Source organism: Lactobacillus sp. UMNPBX1, assembly GCF_002554085.1.
Classification (GTDB): domain Bacteria; phylum Bacillota; class Bacilli; order Lactobacillales; family Lactobacillaceae; genus Lactobacillus; species Lactobacillus crispatus.
In genome coordinates this window covers 42,080-55,510 of the sequence record NZ_PCZI01000002.1, presented here as the reverse complement: position 1 = coordinate 55,510, position 13,431 = coordinate 42,080, and the positions used below count along the sequence as shown (strand labels likewise).

Below are 13,431 nucleotides of genomic sequence, written 5' to 3'. Positions count from 1 at the left end.
TGAATGCCGAAGAAGGAGAAAAGTATATTATGGATCCATTAATTCAAGAATTAACTAAAGAACAACTTCGTGACGATATTCCTGCATTCCGTGCAGGTGACACTGTTACTGTTCATGTACGTGTTGTTGAAGGTACTCACGAACGTATTCAGTTGTTCGAAGGCGTTGTAATCAAGAAGAAGGGTACTGGCATCGGTGCTACTTACACAGTTCGTAAGATTGCTTCAGGTGTTGGTGTTGAAAGAACCTTCCCAGTTAACGACCCACGTGTTGCTAAGGTTGAAGTTAAGCGTCATGGTCGTGTACGTCGTGCTAAGCTTTACTACTTACGTGAACGTCACGGCAAGTCAGCAAGAATTGCTGAAGCACGTCGTTAATCATAACGTCAATCATAAAAAGGTCAGTTCCAGTGGAACTGGCTTTTTTTCTACCCAAAAGTTGTATATAAAATGCTATGATGGAGTTATGGAATGAATGAGGTGAAATAAATGAAGTTCAATTGCAAATTTGCACTTGTGGCAGCAACCGTATTGACAGTAGCACCTATATTATCTTTTCCCAATATCACGACTACGGTACAAGCAACGACGAAGAAAGCCCAAGCAGCTAAGAATACAATCCAGGTAAATAAAGCACCAATAATTTATGATCGTGCAGGTAATTATAATTCGAAATATCATCAAAATATCAAAGCTGGTACTCGTTTAAAATATAGTGGCAAGACTTATATTATTCAGCAGCGCTTTGCAGCTGGGATTCCTGTGCCAACTAGTCGAATTATTGGTGGTAAGCTTTACTATTCGATTGGTAAAGGAGGCTATGTTAAAGAAAGCGATGTGTTAACCTGGCTTGGTAACACAAATACGGTCAAGTTACATTTTCGGCACAAGAAAAATTATATTTATGATAAAAATGGTAAAAAATTAGTTAGCTATAATGGTGGCAAGAATTATTTTACTAATAAACAAAAACCAAAAATTGAGGTACCATACTATAATTCGCCTAAGCAATTATTTAATATTGGTAAGGGCGGTTATATTGATGCCAGCCAAGTAACTACTTTGAATGGCAAGGGAACCGTGTTTTTAAATAATAATGCACCTATTTATGATGCAACAGGCAAGCAAGTCAAGAATAAAAATCTAAAGCAAGGCACGGTTTTAAACTATTATGGTAAACCTAAGAAAGCGGCTGCTAATACTCAATTTTATTATTATCAAAATAAAACTAAGATGACTTTACCTGCAATTCAACAAGGTGATCATACTTATTTTCAGATTAGTAAAACACAATATATCAATGCGGCAGACGTTGCTTTAGTAGATGGTAAGACGTTGTGGGATAAAGGACCTGTGAGTGTGTCTTTAATAAATGATGCATATGCGTATACTGCCAAATTTAAGCAAAATAAAAAGGTGCTTTATCGTGCTGGCGCTAAACTAACGGTTGATAGAACCAAAATAGAAGGTGAAAAATCACCTCAACTTTATTTACATGTTAAAGGTACCAAAAACTATCTTTATTGGGGTAATGAAAAAGACTATGGCGCATCACCATTAGATTATCGTCACGGTTCAACTAATTTAATATTGCAGACACTGTTGCATAATTAGTCTGTGTGTAATACTTTTAAACTGATATCATAAAGGACTATTATCTTAATAGAAGGTGATAGCCTTTTATTTTAAAAAGATCACAATGATAAAATGGCTGTATAGTAGTAATGATGAAAAAAGATTGTGAAGAAATTCAACTGTGAAACGGTTGTGAAACTAAAACAAAAATCACAAAGCTGGAAGATATCTATTACTAATCTTGATATAAAGGCATTTGTTATTGTGAAGCTATTTTTGTAAAAAATAATATTAAATGTGGAATTAGCGTTAGAACCAATAGTTATCCACATTTGTAAATGTCCCCCAGTAAAGTCGAGTAAAACAAAAATTTAAAAGAAGATGGAAAAATGGATTATCCGAAAAAACTGATTGACGAAGTGAAAGAACGATCTAAAGGCATGCAGCTAGAAGGAATTAATTCTGGCTCGGGTCCCCAACATCCTTTATTAATGATTGTCGGTGAAGCTCCTGGTCGAAATGAAATTGTTAATAATATTCCCTTTAGCGGGGATGCGGGTAAGGAATTGGATAAATCATTGAAGCAGATTGGTCTGACACGTGATCAGGTATATATTACATCTGCTGTGAGAAGTCGACCTTTTGCAATCAAAAAGGTTTTTAGCAAGCGTGAAAATAAAGAAGTAATCAAATATCCCAATCGTAAGCCAACCAAAAAAGAGATTCTAGCTCATGCGCCTTTCTTAGATTTTGAAATTGACTATGCTCAACCAAAACTAATTGTTGCCTTGGGTAATACGGGATTAGAACGTCTTTTGGGGTCTGGTCATAAGATTTCAGCTGAACATGGTCAAGTAATTAAAAATACACCAATTTTACGTTTAAATGAAACTAAAGACGGCTATATTTGGTCAAAAGAAAGATACACTATTTTCCCAGAATATCATCCTGCCGCTGTTTTTTATAATCGCAAGCTAACAGATGATATTATTAAAGATTGGGATAAAATCAAGCCGTATGTAGAAAAGGAAAAATCTGAAAATGAGTAATGAAACTTTTTTGATTCCAATTAGACAAAATAATGATTTATCGGATATCGCTTTAAATGAATTACGCATGGATCTAGATGAGCATGCTTTACATCAACGTTATTACACTGATATTGCTTATTTAGCAGGAAATAGTCGTAAGTATAGTCTAAATAGTGTACAAACCGTTGCGAGCCCTTTGATAGGTAAGAAAATTTTATTTTTGGGTTCTTCCGTTACTTTTGGTTTTGGCGCCTTGGGTGAAAGCTTTGTTGATTATCTTTGGAAGCGTGATGGCGTTGCTGCAATTAAAGATGCAGAAAATGGTACGACCTTAGTTGATGAAGATACTTATAAGCCAAACGATTCTTATGTTGCTCGTTTTAGAGAAGAGTTGACCGAATCACAACCTGATGTTTTTGTCTTACAACTTTCAACTAATGATGCAAATCAAAATAAAAAACTAGGCAAAATTACTAATCAAAACTTTGACACCAAAACCATTACGGGAGCTTTGGAATATATGATTTCAACGGCTCAAGCAAGGTGGAAATGTCCAATTTTAATTTATACTAATCCTTATTTTGCTAATCCGTTATACAAACAGATGGTTGAACGAGTACACGAACTGGCTCAAAAGTGTCGCGTTGAGATTCTAGATTTATACGATCATCCTGATTTTCAGCATCAAGACGCTTTGTATATGGCTGATGAAATTCATCCAACTCGTGCGGGTTATCTAAAGAAATGGTTACCATTATTTGAAGAAAAAATAACTGAAATTTTGGCATAAAGAAAGACCTAGATAAATTATCTAGGTCAAAATTGAAATTAGTCAATGTTATTACGATACAAGCTAACTACCTTACCCAAAATTGTAACTTTAGGTAAAATGATTGGAGCCATTGTATCATTTTCTGGCTGTAATCGGTAGTGATCCTTTTCTTTGTAGAAACGCTTAACTGTAGCTTCATTTTCTTCAGTCATTGCCACCACGATTTCACCATTGTTGGCAGATGATTGTTTGCGTACGATTACGCTATCACCGTTTAAAATGCCAGCGTTAATCATACTTTCACCGTGGACTTTGAGCATAAAGAGTTCACCAGCATCACTTTTTAAGTCTGGTGGGAGTGGAAAGTAGTCATCAATATCTTCAACTGCCAGAATTGGTTGTCCTGCAGTAACCACACCGATAACTGGAATTTCCTTTGGCTTGATACCTAACTCTTTTTTACCCTCACGGGTAATTTCCAAAGCACGAGGTTTTGTAGCGTCTTTTACTAGCCAGCCCTTTCTTTCAAGGCGAGCTAAATGACCATGGACAGTGGAAGTAGAAGAAAGACCAACTGCAGAACAGATTTCTCTAACTGTAGGTGGAATGCTCCGTTTCTCAACTGTATCGTAAATATATTGCAAAATTTCTAGTTGCTTTTTATCGCTTGTTTTTCTTGGCATTTTAATTCTCCGTTTGTATTTATGGTACTTAATATTATAACCTAATTCTACCAGATAATGTCAATATTCTCAAACAGGCGTTCTTAAGAAGTTATACTTTTTTTATGATAAAAAATAAGGTAGACTAATGATTGTTAATGTGAGGTGGAACTATTATGGATAATAAAGATGCAATGAGTAAAGAAGAAGAAAAAAAGGTAACAGATCGAATTAATGAACTTTACCATAAGAAAGAAAAAGAAGGATTAACTCCTGAAGAAGAAGCAGAAAGAAAAGAACTGCATAAGAAGTTTTTAGCTAACTTTAGAGCAGCTTTTAAACAAGATGTTGAAAACATGGTTATCTTGGATAAGAATGGTAAAGAAGTTACTTCAGAACGTGCCAAGCGAGCACAAAGAAGAAAAGGACTTAGAAAAGATTAATTAGTTCTTTCAAAAGGTTAGAGGACTATGATAAGATATAAATGTTAGTTAGATGGAGGATTTAATAAGATGAATTTAGGTTTAGCAATTTTTTTGATCATTGTTGCGCTCTTGGTTGGTGCAACAGCGGGTTTCTATGGTGCAAGAGCATACATGAAGAAGTACTTTAAGGAAAATCCTCCTATTAGTGAAGATATGATCGTTGCTATGATGTCTCAAATGGGACAAAAGCCTTCAAATAAGAAGGTACATCAAGTAATGAACATGATGAAACACCAACAAAGGTAATTAATTTAGATTATTTTTGGAAAGAGGCGAAGGATTTTCTTTGTCTCTTTTTTGTGCAATTTTTAAAATGAGGTGAAATATGGGAATATTTAGCAAACTAGGTTGGTTTTTTAAGGCTGAAAAAAAGCGCTACATTATTGGGATCACTTTCTTAGCGCTGACTTCCTTAGCCAATTTAGTACCACCGCGCGTATTAGGTTTGATGGCTGATCAACTTGATCAAGGACATATTTCCTGGGGCCAATACGGAATGCTGATCATTGCCGTTTTAGCCGCAGCGCTCACTCTTTATATTTTGCGCTATTTCTGGCGTAAGCAAATCTGGGGCGGAGCGGCAGAATTGGAACGGCAGATGCGGTCAAAGTTATTCGATCATTTTATGATTATGGACCGAACTTTTTATCAGCGCCATCGAACGGGTGATTTAATGGCACATGCCACTAATGATGTTTCCGCTATTCAGAATGTAGCTGGAGACGGTGTTTTAACTTTAGTTGATTCTTTAGTTATGGGGCTGTCAACGATGATCGCAATGATTATTTTTGTTGATTGGCGTTTAACTATTGTAGCTTTATTACCATTACCGTTTTTGGCATTGGGAGCTTGGAAATTAGGTGATCACTTACATGATGCTTTTGATAAGTCACAGGCCGCATTCTCTAAGCTGAATAATAAAACTCAGGAATCTGTATCTGGGATTAAGGTGCTCAAAACTTTTGGTCAAGGGAAAGAAGATACTGCTGCTTTTGACAAGATGGTCGATGAAACGATCAATATTAATAAAAAAGTTTTTGTCTGGGATTCCTTATTTGATCCACTGGGAACAATAATTATCGGTACTACGTATGTGATTACGATTATTTATGGGGGACTATTAGTAACTAACAAGATTTTATCAATTGGCCAGTTGGTTTCTTTTATCGCGTATATTTCTAACATGGTTTGGCCAATGTTTGCTATTGGTTATTTGTTTAATATTCTAGAGCGTGGTAGTGCAAGTTATGACCGTGTAGAAAAGTTACTTGATGAAAAGCCTTTGATTACTGATGCACATGCAGATCCAAATATTACTTCTCAAGATTTGCAAGGTGAATTAAAATATGACATTAAATCATTCGCATATCCAGATGAGCCAGATATTCCAGTTTTAAAGCAAGTCAATTTCACTTTAAAACCTGGGCAAACTTTAGGGTTAGTTGGTCGAGTTGGTGCGGGTAAAACCACAATTATTCAACTGCTTTTGCGAGAATTTGATCAGTATGATGGTCAAATTACTCTGAATGGCAAAGATATTAGAAATATTCCACTAAAGGTATTACTCAGTCAGATCTCCTACGTTCCTCAAAATAATTTCTTGTTTTCAACTAGTATCGGCAAAAATATTGCTTTCTCTTCTGAAAATGTAGATAAGGATGATATTGCAGCTGCAGCCAAGAAGAGTGATTTGCATGATGATGTTTTGCAAATGCCTAAAGGCTATGAAACATTAGTTGGTGAAAATGGGTTATCGCTTTCAGGTGGTCAAAGACAGAGAATGTCGATTGCCCGTGCGTTGTTAAAAGATAGTCAGATCTTGATTTTGGATGATGCTTTATCAGCAGTTGATGCGAAGACTGAAACTGAAATTTTATCATCATTAAGAAAAGAGCGAGCAGATAAGACTACGATGATTGCAGCTCACCGCTTAACTTCTGTCATGGATGCGGATCTGATTTTAGTTTTAAAAGATGGGCGAATCGTTGAACGAGGCAATCACCAACAACTTTTAGACGAAGATGGTTGGTATGCAGAAATGTGGCGTAGACAAGAGTTACAAGCAAAGGTGGGTGAAGATGTAGATGAATAACGAAGAACAACATGAATCCGTCTGGTCGAAGACAATTCCGTTTAAAGAACAAGTTGACATTTTTAAACGACTAATGGGCTTTGTGGAGCAATTTAAATTTGAAATGATCATTGCTTTAGTTGGAGCTTTTGTTGTCAGCATAATTAATATTCTTTTACCAAGGGGTTTGCAATATTTCTTAGATCATTTCTTGTTACACCAAAATACAACGGTGCAAGTGATTCTTTTTGCAGGATTATTGTATGCTTTAGGCTCTATTTTAAAGGCAATTATCCAGTTTACTTATCAATATTTCTTTGCCTTAGGCTCAGAGAAAACATTAGAAAGTGTCAGAAGAGCGCTTTACCGTAAGTTACATAAATTAGGGATGCGTTATTTTGACCAAACTCCAGCTGGTTCAATTGTTTCAAGAGTTACTAATGATACAATGACTTTGAGCAATTTTTTGACTGTTCTATCAACTTTTGTAATTGGTGTTTTCTCTGTAGTAACAGCATTAGTAGCGATGTTTACTACTAATGTAGTTGCTGGCTGGTTAATTTTGCTTTTTATGCCAATTCTGTTATTTGTTATTTGGCTTTACTCTCAAAGAAGTTCGCGACTTTATCGTAATTATCGTGAACGCCTTAGTCGAATTAACGCTAATTTGAACGAATCAATTGAAGGAGTCTCTGTTATTCAAGAGTTTAATCAGGAAAAACGGATGACCCATAATTTTGAAGGCGAAAATGGTGGGTTAATGAATACTCGTTTTAATATGATTCGGGTTAATTCACTATTATTGTCGCCTTTAACCTCATTGCTTTATTCATTAGCCTTGGCTGTTTCATTGATGTATTTTGGTTTTCCATTACGTGAGACTTTTGTACCAGCCGGTGTGGTATATGCTTTTTCACAATATATTTCACAGCTGTTTAACCCAATTTCAACTATGATGGACCAAATGACTTTCTTCCAAGATGGGATTGTTGCTGGTAAAAGAATTTTTTATATTTTGGATGATACGCAATATGAACCTAAACAAGATGCACAAGCCGGCTTAACAATTAGCAAAGGGAAGATTGAATTTAAGCATGTGAGTTTTTCATATGATGGCAAGCATGAAATTTTGCATGATATTTCTTTTGTGGTTAACCCAGGCGAAACATTAGGAATTGTTGGACATACTGGTTCAGGAAAAAGCTCAATTATTAATGTGATGATGCGCTTTTATGAATTTGGTCAAGGTGAAGTTTTAATCGATGATGTTGATATTCGTAAATATCCTAAAGAGGAGTTACGCAAAAAACTTGGATTAGTTTTGCAAGAGCCATTTATGTTTTATGGCGATATCGCTTCTAATATTCGTTTATATAATAAGCAGATTACTGATGCTCAAATTAAGGCTGCGGCTAAAGCAGTTCAAGCTGATCAATTTATTGAAAAAATGCCAGGTAAATACTATGCAAAGGTAATTGAAGGTGGAGAGGAATTTAGTCAAGGGCAACGGCAACTAATTTCTTTTGCCAGAACTTTAGTCACAGACCCCAAAGTTTTAGTATTAGATGAAGCAACTGCTAATGTTGATACCGAAACTGAAACTTTAATTCAGCAAGGTCTAAAACGTTTACGTAAAGGACGGACCACTCTAGCAATTGCCCACCGGCTTTCAACTATTGCCGATGCTGATCAAATCATTGTTTTGGATAAAGGACGAATTATTGAGCGCGGTACTCATGAAGAATTATTAGCGCAAAAAGGCTATTACTATAACTTGTATACTTTGCAAAATAATGAAAATAAGGATAATTAATTTTGAGGACGTTTGTTTAGTAACGACGTCCTTTTTGCTATAATAATGAAAAAGTATTAAATAATTATGAATATTTGTAAGGAGAAAAAATGAGAAGATATTTTGCCGTTCGTGGTGGAGCTGGCGATGTTGCACAACCAGATCTTAATGCCAAACCACAAGATAATTTGTATTTAGCTGTCAATTCAGAATGGTTGTCTAAAGCTAAAATCCCTGCAGATAAGACGTCTGCTGGGATTAACTCTGAACTAGATCAACGAATTGAAGATCGGGTAATGAAAGATTTTGCTGATGTTGCAGCGGGTAAAGAAAGAATGCCTGATATCAAGGATTTTGGGAAAGCAATTGCTTTATATAAAATTGCCAAAGATTTTGACAAAAGGGATGCTGAAAAAGCTAATCCAATTCAAAAAGATTTACAAAAGTTATTGGCTTTGAGTAGCTTTAGTGATTTTGAACAAAAGGCTGCTGATTTATTTATGGGTCCATATACTTTGCCATTTGTCTTTGATGTTGATGCTGACATGAAGAATACTGATGTAAATGTGCTTCATTTTGGTGGATCAAGTACATTTTTACCAGATACTACGACCTATAAAACAGCTGATGCCAAAAAACTCTTGGATATTTTACAAGATCAAAGCATTAATTTGTTAATGATGGCCGGGGTTGGTAAGAGTGAAGCACGTACTTATGTTGCCGATGCTTTAGCTTTTGATCAAAAATTGGCTAAGATTGTTAAATCAACCGAAGAATGGTCAGATTACGCAGCAATCTATAATCCAGTAAACTATGCTGAATTTATTGCAAAATTTAAGTCATTTAAGATGGCTGACTTTATGGCTGCTGTTTTGCCAGTTAAACCAGAGCGTATCATTGTAATGGAACCACGTTTTCTTGATCATGCTGAGAGTTTATTAAACGCAGCTAATTTTGCCGAAATTAAAGGCTGGATGTTGGTTAAATACATTAACAATGTAGCTAGATTTTTGTCTCAAGCTTTTCGAGAAGCAGCATTTCCATTCAATCAGGCAATTACTGGTACGCCACAATTGCCAACTCAAATTAAACAAGCTTATCGTTTAGCAAATAGTGCTTTTGATGAAGTAGTCGGCATTTTTTATGGGCAAAAGTATTTTGGAGCTAAGGCCAAAAAGGATGTTGAAGACATGATTCGTAAGATGCTCAAGGTTTATGAGGAAAGAATCAAATCAAATACCTGGCTTTCTGCTGAAACGAAAAAGAAGGCAGTAGTTAAGTTAAAAGCCTTGGTCTTAAAGATTGGTTATCCAGATAAGATTGAAGAAATCTTTGATTTACTGCAAGTTGATCCTGAAAAGAGCCTCTATGAAAATGAGGTAGCAATGTCGACAGTGCGTACTAAATATATGCTGGCTAAATTAACTAAGCTGGTTGATCGTTCGGTATGGTTAATGCCAGGTAATTTAAATAATGCCTGCTATGATCCACAAAGAAATGATTTAACTTTCCCAGCAGGAATCTTGCAGGCACCGTTTTATGATATTAATCAATCGCGCGGTGCTAACTATGGCGGTATTGGTGCAACTATTGGGCATGAAGTATCACATGCATTTGATAATAGTGGAGCAAAATTCGACGAACATGGAAATATGAACAATTGGTGGACTGATGCAGACTTCGCTGAATTTAATAAACGAGTTGGCCAAATGGTTGATATTTTTGATGGTTTGCAATATGGTCCAGCTAAAGTGAATGGTAAGCAAGTTGTTGGTGAAAATATAGCTGATTTAGCTGGACTTGCCTGTGCTGTCCAAACTGGAAAAGATGATGGTGCCGATTTAAAGGATCTTTTTGAAAACTATGCTCGTAGCTGGATGCAAAAACAACGTCCTGAAGCAATTAAGACTGAAGTTCAAACTGATGTCCATGCACCACAACCAACTAGAGTAAATATTCCGGTTCAATGCCAAGATGAATTCTATGATGCATTTGGCGTTAAGAAGACAGATGGCATGTGGCTTAACCCAGAAGATAGAATTACAATCTGGTAAAAATAACAAGAATCTATATTGGCTTAAGTGAATAAGATGAAGATAACCCATTAGGTTATGTAGCATTGACCTTTGATAAGCTTAACCACCAAATTTTAGGTGGGGCAGTAATGTCTACTTATGATTTAACAGGTCAAGGAAATGTCCTTAGTTTAGCTATTAGCCAAAGACTTACTTTAGAAGATCTTGCAGAACAAGATTTCTTCTTCTCGCCAAGTTTTGACCGTCAATGTAGTCTACTTAACTTGGCGGCCCAACATGCCTTAGGCTGGGCTAAATTCTAATTTAATGAAAGTAGGTCTCAATATGAAGTATCCAGAAACAAAAGAAAAGTTAAATGAATTAGTCATTAATTTATTGCATATGCACATGATTGTTCGCCGTCACCATTGGTATATGCGCGGCAGTCAATTCTTGAAGTTGCACCCATATCTTGATGACTTAATGGATGAACTAGATGATCAGATTGATGGTCTTGCAGAAAGACTAATTACCATCGATGGTTCACCTGTTGCCACTTTAAGGGAAGTTGTTCAATTAAATAAAATTCCTGGTGAAAAGGGGAGTTGGGACTTCACTAATACACAAAGACTTGAAAAGATCATTTCAGGCTATCGTTATTTAGATAAGCTCTATGAAGAAGCGCTTGAAGCTTCTGATAAAGAAGGAGATTACTCGACTAATGATATTTTGACTGGTTTCCATACTGATCTTGAAAAGCGGCTTTGGATGTTAACGGCTGAACTTGGTCAAGCTCCAGATATTGATGCATAAGTCGTAAATTTAGAGAAAATAGCGAATCTGTAGTGGTTCGCTATTTTTTATGGCAAAAAGCTCTATTACAATTTACGTAAGCACCTGAAATTTGGACTATAATTTCGAGGCTTTTGTTATGTCTAAATTATCTGAACGAGACATTAATTATTTCTGAAACTTGCGAACTCTGTTCGCGGGTGTGTCATTGTTTCATAGCTTCTGCTTTAGTTTTACGCTTTCCTTCAGGTCTTTGTCTGTGTTGCAGGTTTATCCGTCATTTGGCCCGACTAGACATCTGTACGCGCACATGAAAAAATTGATAGTCAATTCCTTCGTTAATAACGTCACTATTAGTGATACACAAGAAAAATGCTACCAAATCAGTCAGATTTAGTAGCATTTTTTTAGATTAATTAAAGTAAATTTTAGAAAAGATATTTATTAAGCAAGACAGTTAGGTAATGTTTATTTTACAAACCCTGCACTAAACCAGTTAGTTGCGCTTGGTTTAAGTGACCATCCAGTTACTTTTTTATTAACAGCGGTTATTGAATATGAATTAGTGGTAGGTACAACATAGGCCTCATTGTACATCCATTTTTGCCATTTTCTGAATGCGTCAACACGATACTTATGGTTGAAAGCTTTTTCTGAGTCAATATCAGCTAAAAGCTTACTTTGTACAGGGGAAACAAAACGTGCCATATTATATGGTGCAGCAGCGCTATAAAGATCATTAGGAGAAGGTTCACTTGAAAGTGACCAGCCACCTTCAAAGACATCAATTTTTGGATCATCAGATTGAACTGCTTGTACCCAATTGTTAAATTCCATTGGACGACCGCCAACAAACTTAACGTTCAAACCGATTTTCTTCCATTGTTGGATATAATTACGCCATACGGGCTCTGCGGTAGTAGAATTATTTCTAACAGCTAAATTAATAGTAAGCTTCTTTCCGTTAGGTTGAACTCTGAATTCGCCTTTCTTTTTATATCCGGCTTTATCTAGTAATTGGTTGGCTTTCTTCAAGTTATATGGGTAACCTTTAATTGAACTATCGGAAAAGTCACCAAATTGTTCTGGAATCAAAGTATTAACACGGAATGCTAATCCTTGGTAATAGCGTTTAGCAACAGCATCAATATTCATTGCATAGGCCATTGCTTTACGTAATGCTGGATTATTCATCTTGGCATTCTTATTTTCAACATTCTTTCCTAGCTTCTTATCCCATTTACCAACTTTAAAAGCTAAGTAGTTATAACTAAGTGGAACTTCACCAATAAAGTTAGTATCAGTTGCATTCTTAGTTTGATCCCATTGTGTATTAACCACATCAGCAATATCAAATTTATGACTTTTAATGGCTTGGGTAGCAGAACTGGAGCTGATAACAGATGCAGTTACTTTTTCAAAGTTTGGTGTACCACGCCAGTAATAAGGATTACGCTCCCAAGAAACAGATTGACCACGAACAATATTAGATACACGGAATGGTCCAAAAAATAGTGGGGATTTTCTGACCTTGTCACTAGATAAAAGCTTTGAAAAAGGTACATCCTTTAAGTAATGATAGGGTTCAGCACATTCCCAGAAATATCCATTACCTGATTGAAGCATACCAGGCTTCATTTGCTTGAAATGGAGTACGACTTTGCGTCCATTTTCACCATCAGGCATTTCAATTCCAGAAATTTTCTTGCTTTTGCCTTCATGATATTCAGCTAAGCCAACAATATCAGCTAAAGATTCAGTATATCTTTGTGATTTAGAGTCTTTATTTGCAATAATTTCATAAGCAAATTCAACGTCTTTAGCATTCACTTGCTTACCATCTGACCACTTAACTCCTTTTTTCACTTCGATTGTGATAGTCTTAGCTTTCCGATTTAGTTTAAAAGTAGCAGCTCCTTTATTATTAATCTTATATTGATCATCTGTTGAAATAAAGATTCTAGACCTGGGCTTTGTACCTCACTATCAATTGTAGTATCTGATAATTCTGGTAAGAAAATACCAGTGAATGGACTGTCTGATTCAAGAGCATAGTTTAAAGTTCCTCCTTTTTTAATACTTTTTACAGGAACAGTTTCGCTAAACTTATGATTAGTTTTATTTGCATTACTACTGTTTGTATGTTTGTTATTACCACATGCAACTAAACTTAAAGTTGCTCCAGAAATAAGTGCTAATGCACCAAAATATTTTCTTGCTTTAGTCATGATAAAGCG

The 13,431-nt window shown here is 35.7% G+C and carries 11 protein-coding genes and 2 pseudogenes; 11 read left to right on the top strand and 2 right to left on the bottom strand.

Going from position 1 to position 13,431, the window contains the following annotated elements; translation table 11 throughout:
• The first annotated feature begins 29 nt into the window (after nt 1-29).
• The 4 genes from rplS to CP352_RS02265 all read left to right on the top strand — a co-directional run bounded on the left by rplS (nt 30) and on the right by CP352_RS02265 (nt 3,395).
• Entirely contained in the window at nt 30-377 is a 348-nt protein-coding gene (gene rplS, locus CP352_RS02280) for a 50S ribosomal protein L19 (protein WP_005722007.1), read from the top strand.
• A 111-nt stretch (nt 378-488) separates the two neighbouring features.
• Nucleotides 489-1,613: an SLAP domain-containing protein gene (locus CP352_RS02275; RefSeq protein WP_013086509.1), complete on the top strand. Its 1,125-nt coding sequence runs from the start codon at nt 489-491 to the stop codon at nt 1,611-1,613.
• A gap of 350 nt (nt 1,614-1,963) precedes the next feature.
• On the top strand, nt 1,964-2,623 hold the full coding sequence (locus tag CP352_RS02270; protein WP_023488729.1) for a uracil-DNA glycosylase: 660 nt from the start codon (nt 1,964-1,966) through the stop codon (nt 2,621-2,623).
• Nucleotides 2,616-3,395, top strand: a complete 780-nt coding sequence (locus CP352_RS02265; protein ID WP_013086507.1) for an SGNH/GDSL hydrolase family protein — start codon at nt 2,616-2,618, stop codon at nt 3,393-3,395. The genes CP352_RS02270 and CP352_RS02265 overlap by 8 nt, the downstream gene beginning before the upstream one ends.
• Nucleotides 3,396-3,433: 38 nt before the next feature.
• Here the strand turns inward: CP352_RS02265 and lexA are convergent, their stop codons facing one another.
• Nucleotides 3,434-4,060, bottom strand: a complete 627-nt coding sequence (gene lexA / locus CP352_RS02260) for a transcriptional repressor LexA (RefSeq protein ID WP_005719307.1) — start codon at nt 4,058-4,060, stop codon at nt 3,434-3,436.
• A gap of 155 nt (nt 4,061-4,215) precedes the next feature.
• On the opposite strand from lexA, the gene CP352_RS02255 reads away from it, so the two are divergent.
• The 7 genes and pseudogenes from CP352_RS02255 (at nt 4,216) to CP352_RS02225 (ending at nt 11,215) form a co-directional block, all read left to right on the top strand.
• Complete coding sequence (locus tag CP352_RS02255) at nt 4,216-4,482, top strand: DUF896 domain-containing protein (protein WP_005719306.1); 267 nt, start codon at nt 4,216-4,218, stop codon at nt 4,480-4,482.
• A 69-nt stretch (nt 4,483-4,551) separates the two neighbouring features.
• Complete coding sequence (locus CP352_RS02250) at nt 4,552-4,770, top strand: YneF family protein (protein WP_057726609.1); 219 nt, start codon at nt 4,552-4,554, stop codon at nt 4,768-4,770.
• Nucleotides 4,771-4,849: 79 nt separating this feature from the next.
• Nucleotides 4,850-6,616, top strand: coding sequence for an ABC transporter ATP-binding protein (locus CP352_RS02245; protein WP_089142883.1), 1,767 nt, complete (start codon nt 4,850-4,852; stop codon nt 6,614-6,616).
• Nucleotides 6,609-8,408, top strand: coding sequence for an ABC transporter ATP-binding protein (locus tag CP352_RS02240; protein WP_165518598.1), 1,800 nt, complete (start codon nt 6,609-6,611; stop codon nt 8,406-8,408). Before CP352_RS02245 ends, CP352_RS02240 begins: the two co-directional genes overlap by 8 nt.
• An 89-nt stretch (nt 8,409-8,497) precedes the next feature.
• Entirely contained in the window at nt 8,498-10,441 is a 1,944-nt protein-coding gene (locus CP352_RS02235) for a M13 family metallopeptidase (RefSeq protein WP_089142882.1), read from the top strand.
• 35 nt (nt 10,442-10,476) lie between these two features.
• Nucleotides 10,477-10,725 (top strand): annotated as a pseudogene (locus CP352_RS02230) (FAD-dependent oxidoreductase); the annotation flags it as partial.
• Nucleotides 10,726-10,747: 22 nt separating this feature from the next.
• A complete protein-coding gene (locus tag CP352_RS02225; RefSeq protein ID WP_025006478.1) occupies nt 10,748-11,215 on the top strand; it encodes a DNA starvation/stationary phase protection protein in 468 nt (155 codons plus the stop codon).
• Between the two features lie 447 nt (nt 11,216-11,662).
• Here the strand turns inward: CP352_RS02225 and CP352_RS02220 are convergent.
• Nucleotides 11,663-13,422 (bottom strand): annotated as a pseudogene (locus CP352_RS02220) (oligopeptide ABC transporter substrate-binding protein).
• Nucleotides 13,423-13,431 lie beyond the last annotated feature (9 nt).

Bases quoted from the DNA above. Each gene is read 5' to 3' on its own strand.
- rplS (WP_005722007.1), top strand. From the start codon at position 30: ATGGATCCATTAATTCAAGAATTAACTAAAGAACAACTTCGTGACGAT.
- CP352_RS02275 (WP_013086509.1), top strand. From the start codon at position 489: ATGAAGTTCAATTGCAAATTTGCACTTGTGGCAGCAACCGTATTGACA.
- CP352_RS02270 (WP_023488729.1), top strand. From the start codon at position 1,964: ATGGATTATCCGAAAAAACTGATTGACGAAGTGAAAGAACGATCTAAA.
- CP352_RS02265 (WP_013086507.1), top strand. From the start codon at position 2,616: ATGAGTAATGAAACTTTTTTGATTCCAATTAGACAAAATAATGATTTA.
- lexA (WP_005719307.1), bottom strand. From the start codon at position 4,060: ATGCCAAGAAAAACAAGCGATAAAAAGCAACTAGAAATTTTGCAATAT.
- CP352_RS02255 (WP_005719306.1), top strand. From the start codon at position 4,216: ATGGATAATAAAGATGCAATGAGTAAAGAAGAAGAAAAAAAGGTAACA.
- CP352_RS02250 (WP_057726609.1), top strand. From the start codon at position 4,552: ATGAATTTAGGTTTAGCAATTTTTTTGATCATTGTTGCGCTCTTGGTT.
- CP352_RS02245 (WP_089142883.1), top strand. From the start codon at position 4,850: ATGGGAATATTTAGCAAACTAGGTTGGTTTTTTAAGGCTGAAAAAAAG.
- CP352_RS02240 (WP_165518598.1), top strand. From the start codon at position 6,609: ATGAATAACGAAGAACAACATGAATCCGTCTGGTCGAAGACAATTCCG.
- CP352_RS02235 (WP_089142882.1), top strand. From the start codon at position 8,498: ATGAGAAGATATTTTGCCGTTCGTGGTGGAGCTGGCGATGTTGCACAA.
- CP352_RS02225 (WP_025006478.1), top strand. From the start codon at position 10,748: ATGAAGTATCCAGAAACAAAAGAAAAGTTAAATGAATTAGTCATTAAT.